Genomic DNA, 16,622 nt, shown 5'->3' with positions numbered 1-16,622 from the left:
GAGGAGGGTCGATGCGCCGCCGCGCAGCAGCGGACCCCGGACCGCACGTGGCCGACGTCGGCTCCGGTCCGATCCGGGCCCCCCTCGCCGGACAGTCGACCGGACCGGATGGGACCCCGTGCTGATCGACGTCGTCCTCGTCGCCTCGGGAGCGCTCGGCCTGGCCGTCGCTGCGGCCTCCGGCCGGCTCCGCCGGTGGCCGGTCTCCGAGCCGGTGCTCGGCCTGCTCATCGGCATCGTCCTCGGCCCCCACCTGCTCGGGGTGCTGGACCTGGCGCCCGTCACCGAGGACCAGACCTGGCTGCACACCGCCACCCGGCTGCTGCTGGCCGTCTCGGTGATGTCGGTGGCGCTGCGCTACCCGCTCACCGACGCCCGCTCCCGGCTGCGCCCCGTCCTCCTGCTGCTCGCCGTCGTCATGCCGGTCATGGCCCTGGTCACCGCCGGGCTGGCCGCCCTCACCCTGGGCGTCGGCCTCGGTGCCGCTCTGCTCATCGGCGCGGCCCTGAGCCCGACCGACCCCGTGCTCGCCTCCAGCGTCGTCACCGGGACGCCGGCGGAGGAGGACCTCCCGGCCCGCGACCGGCAGATCCTGTCCCTGGAATCGGGAGCCAACGACGGCCTGGCGCTGCCGCTGGTCCTGATCGCGCTCGCGATCGCGGGCGCCGACAGCATCGGTGCCGGGCTCGCCGAGTCCCTGTGGCAGGTCGCCGGCGCGGTCCTGCTGGGCGTCCCGGCGGGATGGCTCGGTGCCCGGGCGCTGCGGACGGGTGAGCAGCACGGGTCCACCGATCCTGCGCCACGCCTGCTCTTCACCGTCGTCCTCGCCTTCGCCGTCCTCGGCGCCGCGGGCCTGCTGCACGTCGACGGGATCCTCGCGGTGTTCGTCGCCGGCCTCGCCTTCAACGGGGTGGCCACCGGCTCCGACCGCACCGACGACGCCCCCATCGACGAGGCGGTCAACCGCTTCCTCGTCCTCCCGCTGTTCGTCGCCATCGGCGCCGTCCTGCCGTGGGCGGCGTGGGCGGAGCTCGGCTGGCGCGGCCCCGCGCTCGTGGTGGGCGTGCTGCTGCTGCGCCGCCTGCCGGCGATCTGGCTGCTGCGGCGTCCCCTGCGGTTCGGCCGGCCCGACGCCGCCTTCGTGGGCTGGTTCGGTCCCATCGGCGTCTCGGCCCTGTTCTACCTCTGCCTGGAGGCCGAGCGCCTGGCCCTGGACCCGGTGGTGCTGGCCGCCGGCAGCCTCGTCGTCGCGGCGAGCACCGTCGTGCACGGCATGACGTCGTCCCCGGGCCGAGTCCTGTACCGGCGGGCGCACACGCCGGCCGACCGCCGCTCGAACGCCTGAGGAGAGAAGACAACACATGTGGTTCGACTCGTGGTCCGACCTGGGCCGCATCATCGCCATCGGGCTGAGCGCCTACGTCACCGTCGTGGTGATCCTCCGCCTGTCGGGGAAGCGGACGCTGGCGAAGCTCAACGCCTTCGACCTGGTCGTCACCGTGGCGCTGGGCTCGACCCTCGCGACGATCCTGCTCAGCAGCGACGTCTCCTGGACCGAGGGCGCCCTGGCCCTGGCGGTGCTGGCCTCCGCCCAGTTCCTCGTCGCCTGGCTGACCACGCGCTGGCCCCGCTTCCGCAACGTGGTCACCTCGCGGCCGACCCTGGTCCTCCGCGACGGCGAGCCGCTGGCCGACGCCCTTCGGGAGCAGCGCCTCTCCATGGACGAGCTCCGCCAGGCCGTCCGTGCCAGCGGCTCCGGCGACCTGTCCTCGATCGCCGCGGTCGTGCTGGAGAGCGACGGCTCCCTGAGCGTCGTCCCGGCGCAGAAGATGGGCAGCGGATCCAGCCTCGAGGGCGTGCTCCACGCCGAGCAGCGCGCCGGCGGCTGACCGCCGATGCGCCTCAGGGCTGCACGGTCCAGCGCCCCGCCAGTGCGTCGGACAGGTGCGTCCGCCAGAGCGTCGTCTCGGCCCGGTCGATGCTCGTCGACTCCTCGGCGAGCGCGACCACCTGGTCCAGGCGGGTCCGCAGCGTCTCGTCGAGGCTGCCCCGCGGCGCCCGCCAGGCGAGCTCCCGGAGCAGTCCGGCCAGCCGGCGGAGCACCGCGGGCTGGCCGCCCGCGTACTGGATCGGCTCCTCGATCCCCAGCCGCACCAGCTCCTCGGCGGTCCACTGCGGCAGCACGAACCGCAGCACGCCGTCCTCGTCCCGGAACGGGGTCGCGTCCAGCGGGCAGCTGACGAGCTCCCCCAGCAGGGCGGACACGTGCGAGAGGCCGTGCACCGCGGTCGTCGGGTCGTTGGACCCGGGGGACAGCGCGCGCCCGGTGATGTCGACGGTCTTGCGCAGGCTGTAGGCCACGTCCCGGTCGGGTGTGCGCTCGAAGCTGAGCCGGACGCCCTCGGCCAGCGCCTCGCCCACGGCGTCCAGGTCGACGGCGGATCCGGGCGCCGCGGGCCACGCGTGCGCGATCGGGGTGCCGGCCACGACCGAGTCGCCGATCCGGTGGGCCAGCAGCACCGTCGCACCGGCCCGCTCGGCCGCCTCGGCGATCCGCGGGCCGTCCACGTCCACGACGAACCCGCTGCTGCGGGCGAGGACCGGGCGGGGTGGGCCGGAGGGCAGCTCCGCCCTGGCCGACGCCGGTTCGCTGCCGGCCTCCGGCAGCTCCCGCGCGAAAGTCGCCCGGGCCTCGTCGGAGACGTCGCGCAGCATCGTCTCCACGCGCAGCGACCGGGCGAGGTGCCCGAGGAAGAGCACCAGGGCCATCACGCTGATGACGGTCAGCCCGAAGGCCACGGTGACCGACAGCCGGGGCACGAAGGCCACGTCGTCGGCCCCCTCGGTCCGCACGGTCCGCAGCACGGTGAGCGCGTAGACGAAGGTGCCCACGAGGACGCCGAGCGTGGCCTGCACGACCCGGTCAGTGACGAAGGTCTGCAACAGCCGGGGGGAGTGCTGGCTGCTGCTGAGCTGCAGGGCCACGACCGTGAAGGAGAACGTCAGGCCGGTCACCGAGATCAGCGAACCGGCGATCGCGGCCAGGACGTCGCGGGCCGCCGAGGGGCCGCCGCCGAAGGCGAAGGTGAGCGGGTTGTCGTCCCCCGGCCCGCCGAGCAGCCCGTCCAGCGCGGGGAGGGTGACCCCGAGGCCGACGGCCAGCACGATCGCCAGCGCGGGAACCGGCCACAGGGCACCGCTGAGCCGGTTGCGCACCTGCCGGAGCGCGCCGGTCGGGCTCATCGCCGGCCGCCGCGGACGGCCGGACGGACCGGCCGGCGTCCGGTGCGGGACGCCGGTGCCGACGTCGGGGGCACCGCCTCCGTCGGTCCGGGCGACGGCGCCGGTCCGGTCGACGAGGCGGGCGCCGAGGACCCGTCGGGCTGCTCGGCCGGCGCCACGGAGGCGTAGTCCTCGCGGCCGACGGGCCGGTCGGTCAGCCCGCGGTCGGTCGGCACCTCCAACGGCTCCTCCTCGGCGGTGAACCGCACGCGGTCCACCGTCGGGAACTGGGTCGCCGTCCAGACCACCTGGGCGACCGCGAGCTGCTGGTTGCCCCCGATCAGACCGGTGAACTCGCGGGTCACGTCCAGGGTCACGATCCGGTCCTCCGGGGTGGGGCCGTTGTGGTCCAGTTCCTGCGGACCCAGCGCCGTCCGCAGCCCGGACGCCGCCTCGTCGGGGCTCGGGCCGGTGACGAGCGCGGCGAGCACCGTCGGGACGTCGGCGGGCGAGACCGGCCGGGAGACCGCCTCCAGCCGTCGCCCCCGCACGAGCCAGATCTGCGCCTCCTGCCCGCCGAGGGACGCGGTCGGGTCCGCCGGCGCCTCGGGGGCGGGGACCTCGAGCCGCTCGGGCTCCTCCTGGGGCGGCACCCCGCAGCCACCCAGCCCCAGCGCCGCGAGCACGAGCGCCGCCGTCAGCCGCCTCACGGCGCGTCCTGCAGGGGGAGGGTGACGGTGAAGCGGGCGCCGCCGTCGGGGCTGTCCGACACCGCGACCCGGCCGCCCATCGCCGACACGTGCCGGGTCACCAGCGACAGCCCGAGGCCGGCGCCGTCGGTGCGTGCCCGGTTGGTGTCCCGGCCCCGCGCGAACCGCTCGAACACCCGCGAGCGCTCGTGCTCGGGGATCCCCGGTCCGGCGTCGTCCACCACCAGGCGGGCGTCGGCCGGTCCCGCCTCGACCCGGACCGCGGTCACGCCACCGCCGTGCTTGTCGGCGTTCTCCACCAGGTTGCCGATCACCCGTTCCAGCCGGCGCTTGTCGGCCAGCACGACCACGTCCGCGGCGTCCGGCGCGACGACGAGCGGAGCGGTGGGGCGGCCCTCGACGCGGCGCCGGGACAGCGATTCACGGACGAGGGCGGGCAGGTGGACCTCCTCCAGGACGGCGTCCGCGCTGCCGGCGTCGCCGCGCGAGATCTCCAGCAGGTCGGCCACCAGCCGCTCGAAACGGACGACCTCCGCCTGCAGGAGCGCCAGTCCCTCGCGGCCGTCCTCGGGGAGATCCTCCTCGTGCTCGGCCAGGAGGGCGAGCGCGCCGAGCATCGTGGTCAGCGGGCTGCGCAGCTCGTGGCTGACGTCCGCGGCGAAGCGGGCGTCGCTGCGGACCCGCTCCTGCAGGGCGCTGACCGTCGTGTCGAACGAGCGGGCGATCGGGACCAGCGCGGGGTCCCCCTGGGGGTCGATCCGTGCGTCCAGGTCCCCGGCGGCGACCGCCGCGGCCGCCGCGGAGACCCGGTCCAGGGGGCGCAGGGTCGGACGGGTGGCCCAGCTGCCGACCAGCAGCGAGGCGGGGACGACGGCGAGCACCGCGGCCGCGAGGACCCCGGCGAGCACGCGGTAGGTGTCGTCGAGCTCCTCGAGCGGGAAGACCTCGAAGTACGCCTCGCCGGATCCCTCGAGCGGCAGCCCGATGGCGAGCACCGTCCGACCGTCCACCTGGAACCGCTGGCGCGCGGGGGTCCCGTCCAGCACGGTGCGCCGCAGCTCGGCAGGCAGGTCGTCCCGGCCGATCCCCAGGGAGCTGGTGATCCACCGGTCGCCGTCGGCGATCAGCGACGTGGAGCCGCTCTCCCGGGGCAGCTGCGAGAGCAGCTGCTCGGGGGACAGCCCCTCGGCGGACGCGGCGCGCTGCACCTGTGCGGCGTTGGCCGTGGTCTGGGCCAGGGTGGCCCGTTCCCGGCCGAGCAGCAGGTAGCGGGAGACGCCCAGCCACACGCCGACGGCCAGGACGAGGCTGAGGACGACCGCCACCGCCGTGAACGCGAGGGTGACCCGGCCCCGGAGGGTGCGCGTCCAGGAGGCAGCGCTCACCCGGGTACCCGGTAACCCATGCCGCGCACGGTGGTGACGACCTCGGGGTTGGCCGGGTCGGTCTCGATCTTCTTGCGCAGCCGCCGGATGTGGACGTCGACCAGCCGGGAGTCGCCGAAGTAGTCGTACCCCCAGACCCGCTGCAGCAGCTCCTCCCGGCTGAGCACGCGGCCGCGGTCGGTCGCCAGCTCGGTGAACAGCCGGAACTCCGTCCGGGTGAGCTCCAGGGCTCGGCCGTCGCGCGTGACGCTCCCGGCCAGCGGCGAGATCTCCAGGTCCCCGACGGTGATGACGGGGATCTCCTCGACCTCGCGGGCGCGCCGGGTGAGGGCGCGCACCCGGGCCACGAGCTCCTTGGGGACGAAGGGCTTGGTGACGTAGTCGTCCGCCCCCGCCTCCAGCCCCGCGACGACGTCGTCGCTGTCCGAGCGGGCGGTCACCATGATCACCGGCGTGGTGCTCGTGCGGCGGATCTCGCGGCACACCTCGAACCCGTTCATCCCGGGCAGTCGGAGGTCGAGGAGGACGACGTCGAAGGGGCGGGCGGCGAGCCGGACGAGGCCGTCCTCGCCGGTGGCGACCTCGGCGACCTCGAAGCCCTCCCGGGTGAGCGTCATCTGCACCATGCGGCGGATGCGGGCGTCGTCCTCGATGACCAGTACTGAACGCGGCACAGGGAGCAGTGTGCCCATGACGGCGGCCGGGGTCTCATCCACCGCCGTACTGTGCTCACCGCCTGCGGTCCTCGCGCCCCGCCGCGCGGAATGTCACGCACCTGTCATCCGGATCCCGACTGCGCCCCGGACGAGGGGTATGGCCCAGCGTCGGGACCCTTGGGTGCGAGGAGGCAGCGGGTGCAGGGCGAGCTCACGGCGACCGGCGCGCTGATCGGCGCGCTCGTGCTCAGCCTGCTCCTGGCCGCCCTGCACGTGGCCGCACCCCGGCTGCGCGGGCTGCCCCTCGTGCCGGAACGGGTCACCGGGTCCTTCGCCGGCGGCCTCGCCGTCGCCTACGTCTTCCTGCACCTGCTGCCCGAGATCGCCGAGGGCAACGAGGCGATCGGGGAGGCCCTCAGCGACGTCCTGGAGCCGACCCCGCTGCTGGACCTGGGCGTCTTCCTCGTGGCGCTGGCCGGCTTCGCCGCCTTCTACGGCCTGGACCGGCTGGCCCGGTCCCGGGCGGTGGCGGCCGGCTCGACCGGTGGGGCGGGCGCGGGCGGCCGGCAAGCGGGTGGCGAGGGTGCGGGCGGCGCCGAACCGGCCGGTGTCTACTGGCTCCACCTCGGGTCCTTCATGGTCTACAACGCGCTGATCACGTACACGATGGCGCTCCGGCTGCAGACCGGGGTGGCGTTCGCGCTGCTGTTCGCGGTCGCGATGGGGCTGCACTTCGTGCTCACCGATCGGTCTCTGGAGGAGCACTACCCGCACCGGTTCCCGCGCTCCGGCCGGCTGCTGCTGGCGGCGGCGCTGCTGCTCGGCTGGGGCGCCGATGCGCTGTTCGCGCCGACCAGCACCGTGGTGGTGGCGTTGCTGACCGCGCTGCTCGGCGGCTCGATCCTGCTCAACGTGTTCAAGGAGGAGCTGCCCGCCAGCGGGCGGTCCAGCTTCGGCTGGTTCCTCGCCGGGCTCACCCTGTACGCGGGGCTGCTGACCCTCGTCACCGCGCTGGGGGAGTGACGTGGGCGGTGCGGCGCTCGTCGCCGCCGGCTCGGTCCTCGTCCTGCTCGTGCTCGCCGACGTTCTCCTGACGACCCTGACGCTCGGCGAAGGGGCCGGTCCGCTGACCCGTCGCCTCCTCGGTCTGCTCTGGCGCGGCTCGCTACGGCTGCGGCGGCCGGGGCGGCGGTCGCGGTTGCTGTCGAACTCCGGGCCGGCGCTGCTCGTCGTCACCGTCGCCTTCTGGCTGACCACCACGTGGCTGGGCTGGTGGCTGGTCTTCCTGGGCAGCGGTTCGGTCCGGTCGGCGGAGACGCAGGCGCCCGCCGGCCCGGCCGACGTCGCCTACTACGCCGGCTACGCCATCTCGACCCTCGGTACCGGCGACTTCGTCGCCGACTCGTCGGTGTGGCGGATCCTCACGGCGCTGGCCGGGGTGGAAGGGCTGATCCTCGTCACCCTCTCGATCACCTACCTGCTCGGGGTGGTCTCCGCCGTGGTGGCCCGCCGCGCACTGGCCACGCAGGTGCACGCGCTCGGCGGCACGGCGGGGGAGATCGTCGTCGAGGGGTGGACGGGGCACGGCTTCAGCCCGGCCTTCACGCAGCACCTCGTGGGGCTGACCACCGCGCTCACCGGCGTCGTGCAGCAGCACTTCGCCTACCCGGTGCTGCACTACTTCCGGACGGCGTCCCCGGCGGAGTCGGCGCCGGTCGCCGTCGCCCTCCTCGACGACGTGCTGCTGCTCCTGGACTCGGCGGTCGACGCCGGCGTCGCTCCCGATGCATCCGCGGTCCGGCCCGCCCGGCGGACGGTGGCCGACTACGTCCGCACCGTCGGCGGCCTGGCCGCCGGCGGGCATCCGGGCGATCCGCCGCCGTGCCCGTCGGTCGTGCCGCTGGAGCGTGCCGGCATCCCGCTGCGGTCCACCGCCGAGCGCGACAGCGCCTTCAGGTCCGGCACCGACCGGCGGCGCGGGCTCCGGCAGCTGGTCGAGGAGGCCGGCTGGTCCTGGCCCGGCGCCTGAGCCCGGCGCCTGGACCCGGAGCCCGTGTCAGTTCGGTGACGGACCCGGCCCGGCTCGTTTTCCGCTCCCGGGCACGGGCAGCCCTGAGGCGGAGCGCGACGCGGACCCGGCGGCGGTCCCGGGCGCTGCCGGACGCGAGGAACGAGGAGGACGACATGGCACAGCCCGCACGCACGAGAGCCCGGTGGACGGCCGTCGCCGCCGCGGCGGTGTTCGTCGTCGCCGGCTGCGGGGCCGACGAGCCCGACGTGGACGACAGCGGAGCCGTGGGCCCCGACGAGGCCGTCACCGAGGACCTCAAGCTCCTGCAGGTCCAGCTGGAGTACCCGCTGGACGGCGTGCACGACACCGGTGAGGACGCCGAGCTCTTCTTCGGCATCGCCAACACCGGCTCGACCGGGGACGAGCTGGTCGACGTCCGCGGCCCGGACTTCGCCGGTGCGACGCTCACGGCCGACGGCGCGACGGGGGCCATCCCGGTCCCGGAGGACGACAACGTGTACGTCGGCGCCGAGGGGGCGCCGTCGGTGGTGCTGCAGGACCTGCAGACCGACCTGCGGTCCTCGGAGTCCATCCCTGTGACGTTCGTCTTCGAGGAGGCCGGCGAGATCACCATCGACGCCATGGTCGCGGCGTCCGGGCAGGACCCGGGCGAGCCGTTCGACTTCGAGGACCCGGCCGAGGACCCCACCGGGAACTGACGCTCGGCGCGGGCCGGATACCGGGGGACGGCGGGACGGGCGCCTAGCCTTCCCGCGTGGGTCAGCTGCTGCGGTTCGCCTGGGTCGAGGCCCGGTGCTGCCTGTTCGCCGTCCTGTTCTTCCTGGGGCTGGCCGCGGTCCGCGTGCTGCCGCTGCCGATCGACCCCGCCGACGCGCTGCTGATCTGGTCCCTGGGGGTCACGCTCGTCCTCTGGCTGGTCCGCTGGGAGACCGGCCGGGAGGTCGCCGTCATCTTCGGCTTCCACCTCGTCGGCCTCGCGCTCGAGCTCTACAAGGTGCGGCAGGGGTCCTGGTCCTACCCCGACACCGGGTGGGCGACCGTCGGCGGGGTGCCGCTCTACAGCGGCTTCATGTACGCCGCCGTCGGCAGCTACATCTGCCAGGCCTGGCGCCGCTTCGACCTGCGGATCACCAACTACCGGGCCCGCAGCACCGCGGCCGTCGCCGCGCTGATCTACCTGAACTTCTTCACGTCCCACGTCATGGCCGACGTGCGGGTGCCGCTCGCGCTCGCCCTGCTGCTCGTCACGTGGCGGACGTGGGTGCACTTCACCGTGGGAGAGCGCCGCTACGCGATGCCGCTGGCGCTCTCCTTCGTGCTGATCGGCTTCTTCCTGTGGGTCGCGGAGAACGCCGCCACGCTGCTGCGGGCCTGGCAGTACCCGTCGCAGGAGTCGGTCTGGACCCTGGTCCACGCGGCCAAGCTCGGCTCGTGGTCGCTGCTCGTGGTGGTGAGCATCGTCCTGGTGGCCGCGGTCAAGGCCTACGAGGGACGGCTGTACGGGTCCGCGGCCGACCGCACCGTCCTGCGCGCCTACGACGTGCCGCCCGATCTGCTCCACCTCCCGGCCGAGGGCCCGCCGGCCGTGAGGTCCGCCCGCACCGGCTGACCCGTCGGTCGGGCACCGGCACGGTCCACGGTGTCGCGGACCGCCCCTCCGCAGGCAGCGGAGCGGGGCGACCGACGTCACAGCAGGACCTGCTCGGGTCACGGGTGGAGAGCGCCGATGACGTCTCCGGCCATGGAGCCGTGCCGCTCATCGACGAGCGTGCCGAGCGGCCGTGCGGATCGTCCGCGCGATGGCCCCGCCCCCTCGCAGCTCTTCCCGATCGGATCGTCGCTCCACCATGTCCGCCGCCCTCGGCGTCCTCGCGTCCACCCTCACCATCGCTCTCGTCTGGCCGCAGCTCTGGCTCTCCTGCCGGCACCGCCGCACCCGGGGCATGTCCCCGACCGCCACCTGGCTCGCCGTCGCCCTGAACGCCTGCTGGCTGGTCTTCGGCCTGCTCACCGACGACCCGGCGCAGATCGTGACGAACGCCGTCGTCGGTGCGGCCAACACCGCCCTCCTGCTCGTGCTGCTGCTCACCCAGCCGCACCTCCGGTCGCGGGGCGCCCTGCTGCGCACCGCGTCCGGAGCCCTCTGCCTGGTCGCGTTCGCCGCGGGGAGCGGGCTCGTCGTCGCCCTCCTCGGCGCCGACCCGGCCGCTGCCGCCGCACCGCTGGCCGCCGCCGCCTCCCTGGTCGGTGCGGCGGCCGCGCTGCCGCAGCCGGTCGCCCTGCTGCGCGACCGGAGGCAGGACGTGTCGGGGCTGTCGCCGGCCCGCTGGGTCCTCGGCGCGGGGGCCAATGCCGCGTGGGCCGGCTACGGCTGGGTGCTGGGGCAGCCTTCGGTGTGGCTCTCGGCCGCCGTCGGGCTCGGCTGCTCGCTCGTCGTCTGCGTGATCCTGCACGCCGGGATCCACAGCTCCGCCCGAGCGTGCGCACATCGGCCTCACAGGCGCGGGCCCGACGCTGCGTGCAGCGGCCGGAGATCGCTCCGGCCCCGGCGAAGGAGTGCACGTGCGCAAGAAGATCGTCATCGCCACCACGGCCGGGGTCCTCGGCCTGTCCGGTCTCGCCTTCGCGGTGCCGGCTCTCGCCGCTCCCGGCAGCGACGGGGGCGCGCCCGCCGCCGTCGAGCGGATCACCGAGGCGCTCTCCGGGCTCGTCACCGACGCCTCGATCACCCAGGAGCAGGCCGACGAGGTGGCCACCACGCTGAGCGAGGCGGGGGTCGGCCGCGGCGGGCACCACGGTGGGGGAGGGGTCGCCCTGGAGGCGGCCGCGACCGCGCTGGGCATGACCGAGGCGGGGCTGCGCACCGCGCTGGAGCCCGACGGCGCCACGCTGGCGCAGGTCGCCGAGGACCAGGGCGTCCCCGTCGACGAGCTGGTGGCCGCGCTGGTCCAGGCGCAGGAGGAGCGCATCGCGCAGGCGGTCGAGGACGGCCGGCTCACCCAGGAGGAGGCCGACGAGCGGCTGGCCGACGTCGAGGAGCGCGTGACGGAGCGGGTGAACAGCGAGGCGCCGGCGCGCGGGCACGGTCCGCGCGGGCACGACGGGGACTGATCCCGGTGCGGCGCCGCCTCCGCGCGGGAGGCGGCGCCGGCCCGCTTCGTCGTAGCCTGCCGCCATGCCGCCGGAGATCCTCGAGGTCCGTTCCGCCCACGACGTCGCCCTGACCGTCTACCGCTGGGACCCGGCCGGCCCGCCGCGCGGCGTGGTGCAGCTCGCCCACGGGATGGGCGAGCACCTGCTGCGCTACGAGCCGCTGGCCGCCGACCTCACCGCCGCCGGCTTCGTCGTCGTCGGCCAGGACCACCGGGGGCACGGCGCCACCGCGCGGGAGGGTGCCCAGGGCGAGCTGGGCCCGGGGGGCTGGGACGAGCTGGTGCGCGACATCGGCCGGGTGACCGACCGGGTGCGCGCGGACCTGCCCGACCTGCCGCTGGTCCTGCTGGGCCACAGCATGGGCTCCTTCGCCGCCCAGCAGCACGTCCTCGACCACAGCCGCGAACTGGCCGGCCTGGTGCTCAGCGGCACCACCACGCTGGACCTGCTGGAGCCCGCGCTCGACCTGGACGGGCCCACCGACCTGTCGGCGTTCAACGCGCCGTTCGCCCCCGCCCGCACCGACTACGACTGGCTGTCCCGCGACGAGGCCCAGGTCGACGCCTACGTGGCCGACCCGCGGTGCGGCTTCGGCCTGTCCGCCCCGGACAACAAGCAGATGTTCGTCTCGGCCCGTCAGCTGGCCGACGCCGACCGGCTGGCGCAGCTGCGCCCCGACCTGCCGGTCTACGTCGTCGTCGGCGACGCCGATCCGCTCAACGGGCAGCTGGCGCTCGTGCACGCCCTCGTGGAGCGGCTGCAGGGGGCCGGGCTGCAGGACGTGACGCTCCGGTCCTACGAGGGTGCCCGGCACGAGGTCTTCAACGAGACCAACCGGGCGGAGGTCGTCACCGACCTGCTCGGCTGGCTGGACCGGGTCGTCCCGGCCGCCTGACCCCTGGACGGCCGGCCGTCGCCTGCGGGACGCTGCTGCCATGAGCGAGAACCCGTACGCGCTGCCGGTCGAGGAGTTCCTGGACCGGTCCCGGGTGCCCGTGGCCGACCAGGTCGAGACGCAGACCGGCTCCGCCGCACCCGAGGGCGGCTGGGGCAGTGGGCTGGACCCCTACCTCGACGGCGGCGGCGGGGACGCGGACGGGGACTGACCCCACCCGGCCCGCGTCATGGCCGACCGGCGACGACGGAACTCCTCGACCGGGACGCTGGTCACGCCGGCCAGCCGCAGCGACCGCACCCGCCCCGCGTCGTCCCGCGTCACCGGCACCCGCTCACCGGATGCGCCGAAGCCGGGCTGGGGGACGACGCGCAGCGAGTCGTCGTCCAGCACCTCCAGCTCCTCGACCGTGGGCAGCGGATCGGGGGCGGTGGGTCGCAGCAGCACCAGCCGGCCGTCGAGCTCGGTGACGTCGAGCAGCCCCCACAGGCTGGCGAACCGGCCGGTGAACGACGACAGCGGCGGCGTTCCCGGCGGAGGGGGAGCCGAGGGGGTGCGCGGCGTCAGCGCGACGTCCACGAGCTTCACGAGGCCGACGGCGAGCTCGTGGGCGGGGCCGTCGACGGCGTTGGTGAGCACGCTGACCACCAGCTGGGCCTGCGGGTCGACCAGCGTCGTCGTGATGTGCCCGGGCCAGCCGCCGCCGTGCCCGACGAGCTGCCGCTCGCCGACGGTGACCAGCTCCAGGCCCAGCCCGTAGCGCCCGATCTCGCTGCCGTAGGCGGTCACCACCGACTCCAGCCGCTGCATGAGCCGTTTCGAGTCGTCGGTCAGCAGTCGCTCGTCGCCCAGGACGTGCGCCGCTCCGAAGGCCGACAGCTCCTCCGCGGTGGAGGAGAACCCGGTGGCGGCGGCCATCGCCCCGGTCCCGACGTGCTCGATCGTCTCCCGGCCGTCCTCGCCCAGCAGCAGGCCGGTGTGCCCGGCCGCGTACTCGCCCGCCCGCGCCGGGTCGTGGTCGGCGACGGTGCGGGCGAGGCCGAGCGGCTCGAGGATCGCGGCGCGGCAGTGCTCGGCGAACGGCGTGCCGGTGACCGACTCGATCGCCAGGCCGACGAGGGCGTAGCCGAGGTTGGAGTACTTGAAGTGCTCGTTGCGGGCGTGCACGACGCCGGCCCGCCGCGCCACGCCCAGCACCGCCGCGCGGTCGGGGAAGGAGATGCCGAGCTGCCAGAAGTCGGCGTCCTCGCCGTCGCGCAGCACGCCGCCCTGGTGTCCCAGCAGCTCGCGGACCGTGACCCGGGCGACCGGGGAGCCGGCCAGCTCGGGCAGGTGGGAACCGATCGGGTCGTCCAGCCGCATGCGGCCGGCCTCGACCAGCTGCAGGACGGCGGTGGCGGTGAAGGTCTTGGAGTGGGAGGCGACGTGGAACAGGTGCGCGGGGGTCAGCGGGGTGCCGGCGACGGCGTCGGCCACCCCGACGGCGGCCGACAGCACCAGGTCGCTCCCGGACCGGACGGCGACCTGGACGCCGGGCACGCGGCGGTGCGCGGCCTGGGCCTCGACCCAGGAGCGCAGGTACCCGGCGGCGGCCCGGACGGTGGCGGTCTGCCGGGCGAGGACCTCGGGGGAGGGGGTCACCGCCCGCGGGGCAGCGACTTCTGGTCGCGCTTGACCCAGCCGAGCACCGCGGTGCCGGCGAAGAAGAGCGCTCCCACCACGGCGAGCCAGAACAGCCCCTTCACCACGGCACCGACCACGGTGAGGACCAGCCAGATGACGAGCAGGAGTCCGATGAGGCGCAGCATGGCTCCACCGTAGGCCCGTGCCCTAGCAGCCGACGCCGGCCAGGTCGTCGTCGCGGACGGCGCCGTCGGCGGTCGTCACGGCGTAGCCGGAGCAGAAGTAGAAGGACAGGTTCTCGTCCCGGTCCAGGCTGATCGGTCGCCAGGTCCCGGTGGCGTCCGGCTCCAGGTACTCCAGCGACGTGCCGAGCAGGACGTCGTCGGCGGACGGGTCGTGCCGCAGGTACTTGGCCAGCCAGGCCTGGGTGTAGACGCTGGAGACCGCCTGCCCGTACCGCGAGGCGGGCAGCACGTAGGGAACGTCGGTGTACTCGAGGTGGGTCGAGGCGCGCGGCACGACCACCATCGAGTCGACGCCGGCCGCCGTCCACCCGTCGTAGCCGGTGGCCAGTTCCCGGCGCGGGTCCGGGGCCTGGGTCGGGGATCCGGCCCCCGAGGCGTCGAAGAGGCCGGAGTTGGCGAAGTAGGGCGCGACGGTGAAGCCGTACTCCGACTGCAGTCCGAGCGCCGGCACGACGGGCTCCAGCGGCCCGAGCGCGTCGAACTCCTCGCCGTCGCGGATCGACGCCGTCGTGGAGAGCTTGTCCAGGGCGACCACGGTCTGGATCCGCTCGTCGACCGACTGCAGGTAGGAGACGGCGATGGCACCGAGCGAGTGGCCGACGACGGCCAGCCGGGTGGTGCGGCCCGGCGTGACCGTGCCCGGATCCGGTGAGCGGTCGAAGGACGCCCACAGCGGGTTGAACGCGTCCACCCCGGCGTTGCCGGCCGGGGCGCCGGCGTACGGCTCGTCGGGCGTGGAGAGGAAGAAGTCGATCGCGTCCTGGGTGCCGTAGACGAAGTTCGACGTCTGCTGGAACGGCACGCCCGGGCAGCCGGTCTGCTCGCCGGCCGGCGGGGCGGCGGCGAACGAGCACCAGGGCAGGTCGGCGGGGTCGCCCTGGTGCGGGAACGTCTCGCTGCGACCCTGACCCTGCACGTCGTAGGTGAGGACGACGTAGCCGCGCTCGGCGAGGTCCTGGGCCAGCCACCAGTACATCCGCTCGCTGCCCTGCACCGAGCCGGTGGTCAGGACGACGCCGGGGAAGGGGCCTTCCAGCGGCTTCCCGCTGTAGGGGTCGCGAGCGCCGGGGAGCGGGGAGAAGACGTCGCCCTGGATCAGCGCGCCGTACCGGTTGGCGAACTGCACCGGGGTGATCTCGCCGCGGGTGCCGTCCCAGCCGGCCCGGTAGGGGTTGCCGCTGTTCCACCCGGGGACGAGCTGGCCGGGGCTGAGCGCCGGCCGGTTCGGGCGGGCCGCCTGGGCGAGCAGGTCGCGGGCGAACAGCGGGTTGATGGTGGTCAGCGACGCGAGCCCGTACGCGGGGGAGAGCTGCCCGTCCGGAGCGGTCTGCCGGCCGTAGGCGTCGGCGATGTTCTGCGCGTCGCGGACCAGGTACCCCGGCGTCCCCGGTGCCGGCCCGCCCGGGGCGGCGGCGGCCGCGGAGGACCCGGAGAGGGCGACGGCCACGGCGGCGCCGAGGGCGAGTGCGGCACGGGGCAGGGGGCGGCGCATGCGGACTCCTCGACGGTGGGGAGAGCTGTGCCGTGCCTCAACGAGCCGGGACGGATCCGGTTACCTCTCGACACAGGTACTGCGCCCAGGTGGTCCGGCGACGAGGATCGGCGCATGGCCTACACCGCAGCCGAGAACCGCTACGACTCCATGACCTACCGCCGGACGGGCCGCAGCGGCCTGGACCTCCCGGTGATCAGCCTCGGCCTGTGGCACAACTTCGGCGACGACGTGCCGTTCGACCGGCAGCGCGCCATCCTGCGCCGGGCCTTCGACCTGGGCATCACCCACTTCGACCTGGCCAACAACTACGGACCGCCCTACGGCAGCGCCGAGACCAACTTCGGCCGGCACCTCGACGACGACTTCCGGCCCTACCGCGACGAGCTGGTGATCAGCACCAAGGCCGGCTACGACATGTGGCCGGGCCCGTACGGCCAGGGCGGCGGGTCGCGGAAGTACCTGCTCTCCAGCCTGGACCGGTCACTGCGCCGGATGCGGCTCGACCACGTCGACATCTTCTACAGCCACCGGCCCGACCCGAGCACACCGCTCGAGGAGACGATGGGCGCGCTGGACACCGCGGTCCGCTCGGGCCGGGCGCTCTACGCCGGCATCTCCTCCTACTCCCCGCAGGACACGGCGAAGGCCGCGGCGATCCTGACCGACCTCGGCACGCCGCTGCTGATCCACCAGCCGTCGTACTCGATGCTCAACCGCTGGGTCGAGCGCGACGGGCTGCTGGACACCCTGGCCGACGTCGGCGCCGGGTGCATCGCGTTCTCGCCGCTGGCGCAGGGGATGCTCACCGACAAGTACCTGGACGGTGTGCCGGAGGGGTCGCGGGCCAGCCAGGGCAAGTCGCTGTCGCCGGACTTCCTCACCGAGGAGGCGCTCGGCCACGTCCGCGCGCTCGACGGGATGGCGCGGGGCCGCGGGCAGAGCCTGGCCCAGATGGCGCTGGCGTGGGCGCTGCGCGACGAGCGCGTGACGACGGTGCTGGTCGGGGCGAGCAGCGTCGGGCAGCTGGAGCAGAACGTCGGCGCGCTGGCGAACCTCGCCTTCACCGACGACGAGCTCGCCACGATCGACCAGCACGCCGTCGACAGCGGCATCGACCTGTGGGAGGGCCCCCGCACGGGCGCCTGACCAGCGGCGGGACTGCTCCCCGGGCGGTGCTGGGCGGTGATCCGTGTCACGATCACCGCC

17 protein-coding genes and 1 pseudogene are annotated in these 16,622 nt (G+C 74.7%); 11 read left to right on the top strand and 7 right to left on the bottom strand.

What is annotated here, in order from left to right; genetic code table 11:
* Positions 1-118: 118 nt before the first annotated feature.
* Together GCU60_RS13465 and GCU60_RS13460 are read left to right on the top strand one after the other, a co-directional pair.
* Positions 119-1,345, top strand: coding sequence for a cation:proton antiporter (locus tag GCU60_RS13465; RefSeq protein ID WP_163206049.1), 1,227 nt, complete (start codon positions 119-121; stop codon positions 1,343-1,345).
* Positions 1,346-1,361: 16 nt separating this feature from the next.
* Positions 1,362-1,889 (top strand): DUF421 domain-containing protein, encoded by a 528-nt coding sequence (locus tag GCU60_RS13460; RefSeq protein WP_163206047.1) that lies wholly within the window; start codon positions 1,362-1,364, stop codon positions 1,887-1,889.
* Positions 1,890-1,902: 13 nt separating this feature from the next.
* On the opposite strand, the gene GCU60_RS13455 is transcribed toward GCU60_RS13460, so the two are convergent.
* From GCU60_RS13455 to GCU60_RS13440, 4 genes are read right to left on the bottom strand one after another with little or no spacing between them, the layout of a single operon-like run.
* On the bottom strand, positions 1,903-3,243 hold the full coding sequence (locus tag GCU60_RS13455) for a DUF2254 domain-containing protein (protein WP_163206045.1): 1,341 nt from the start codon (positions 3,241-3,243) through the stop codon (positions 1,903-1,905).
* The gene (locus tag GCU60_RS13450) at positions 3,240-3,932 is read right to left on the bottom strand and encodes a GerMN domain-containing protein (RefSeq protein ID WP_163206043.1); all 693 of its coding nucleotides are present in this window, start codon (positions 3,930-3,932) and stop codon (positions 3,240-3,242) included. Before GCU60_RS13450 ends, GCU60_RS13455 begins: the two co-directional genes overlap by 4 nt.
* The gene (locus GCU60_RS21625; RefSeq protein WP_163206041.1) at positions 3,929-5,317 is read right to left on the bottom strand and encodes an ATP-binding protein; all 1,389 of its coding nucleotides are present in this window, start codon (positions 5,315-5,317) and stop codon (positions 3,929-3,931) included. Before GCU60_RS21625 ends, GCU60_RS13450 begins: the two co-directional genes overlap by 4 nt.
* Positions 5,314-6,033 (bottom strand): response regulator, encoded by a 720-nt coding sequence (locus GCU60_RS13440; RefSeq protein WP_430537424.1) that lies wholly within the window; start codon positions 6,031-6,033, stop codon positions 5,314-5,316. The genes GCU60_RS21625 and GCU60_RS13440 overlap by 4 nt, the downstream gene beginning before the upstream one ends.
* 138 nt (positions 6,034-6,171) lie before the next feature.
* Between GCU60_RS13440 and GCU60_RS13435 the strand changes: the two genes are divergently transcribed.
* The 8 genes and pseudogenes from GCU60_RS13435 (at position 6,172) to GCU60_RS13400 (ending at position 12,264) form a co-directional block, all read left to right on the top strand.
* A complete protein-coding gene (locus GCU60_RS13435; protein WP_163206039.1) occupies positions 6,172-6,996 on the top strand; it encodes a hypothetical protein in 825 nt (274 codons plus the stop codon).
* Between the two features lies 1 nt (position 6,997).
* Positions 6,998-8,002, top strand: coding sequence for a hypothetical protein (locus GCU60_RS13430; RefSeq protein WP_163206037.1), 1,005 nt, complete (start codon positions 6,998-7,000; stop codon positions 8,000-8,002).
* Positions 8,003-8,157: 155 nt separating this feature from the next.
* The gene (locus GCU60_RS13425; protein ID WP_163206035.1) at positions 8,158-8,703 is read left to right on the top strand and encodes a copper chaperone PCu(A)C; all 546 of its coding nucleotides are present in this window, start codon (positions 8,158-8,160) and stop codon (positions 8,701-8,703) included.
* Positions 8,704-8,759: 56 nt separating this feature from the next.
* Positions 8,760-9,614, top strand: a complete 855-nt coding sequence (locus tag GCU60_RS13420; RefSeq protein WP_163206033.1) for a DUF817 family protein — start codon at positions 8,760-8,762, stop codon at positions 9,612-9,614.
* A 190-nt stretch (positions 9,615-9,804) separates the two neighbouring features.
* Positions 9,805-10,395: pseudogene (locus GCU60_RS22110) on the top strand (SemiSWEET transporter); the annotation flags it as partial.
* 172 nt (positions 10,396-10,567) lie between these two features.
* Entirely contained in the window at positions 10,568-11,116 is a 549-nt protein-coding gene (locus tag GCU60_RS13410; RefSeq protein WP_163206031.1) for a hypothetical protein, read from the top strand.
* A 64-nt stretch (positions 11,117-11,180) separates the two neighbouring features.
* The gene (locus GCU60_RS13405; RefSeq protein WP_163206029.1) at positions 11,181-12,053 is read left to right on the top strand and encodes an alpha/beta fold hydrolase; all 873 of its coding nucleotides are present in this window, start codon (positions 11,181-11,183) and stop codon (positions 12,051-12,053) included.
* Positions 12,054-12,093: 40 nt separating this feature from the next.
* On the top strand, positions 12,094-12,264 hold the full coding sequence (locus GCU60_RS13400) for a hypothetical protein (RefSeq protein ID WP_163206027.1): 171 nt from the start codon (positions 12,094-12,096) through the stop codon (positions 12,262-12,264).
* Here GCU60_RS13400 and GCU60_RS13395 read toward each other — a convergent pair.
* The 3 genes from GCU60_RS13395 to GCU60_RS13390 are packed head-to-tail and all read right to left on the bottom strand — an operon-like array spanning position 12,225 to position 15,413.
* Positions 12,225-13,694, bottom strand: a complete 1,470-nt coding sequence (locus GCU60_RS13395; protein WP_163206025.1) for a serine hydrolase — start codon at positions 13,692-13,694, stop codon at positions 12,225-12,227. The two genes, GCU60_RS13400 and GCU60_RS13395, sit on opposite strands and share 40 nt — an antisense overlap.
* Positions 13,691-13,861, bottom strand: a complete 171-nt coding sequence (locus GCU60_RS19910) for a hypothetical protein (protein WP_204261993.1) — start codon at positions 13,859-13,861, stop codon at positions 13,691-13,693. Before GCU60_RS19910 ends, GCU60_RS13395 begins: the two co-directional genes overlap by 4 nt.
* Positions 13,862-13,883: 22 nt before the next feature.
* Complete coding sequence (locus GCU60_RS13390) at positions 13,884-15,413, bottom strand: alpha/beta hydrolase (protein ID WP_163206023.1); 1,530 nt, start codon at positions 15,411-15,413, stop codon at positions 13,884-13,886.
* 114 nt (positions 15,414-15,527) lie between these two features.
* Here GCU60_RS13390 and mgrA point away from each other — a divergent pair, with 114 nt between their 5' ends.
* Positions 15,528-16,562 carry an L-glyceraldehyde 3-phosphate reductase gene (gene mgrA / locus GCU60_RS13385; protein WP_163206021.1) on the top strand — a complete coding sequence of 345 codons (1,035 nt, stop codon included), beginning with the start codon at positions 15,528-15,530 and terminating at the stop codon, positions 16,560-16,562.
* Positions 16,563-16,622 lie beyond the last annotated feature (60 nt).

This window comes from Blastococcus saxobsidens, from assembly GCF_010682065.1.
In the GTDB taxonomy this organism is placed as follows: Bacteria; Actinomycetota; Actinomycetes; order Mycobacteriales; family Geodermatophilaceae; genus Blastococcus; species Blastococcus saxobsidens_B.
The sequence above is the reverse complement of the archived record's forward strand: the minus strand, read 5'-3'. Positions and strand labels throughout refer to the sequence as shown.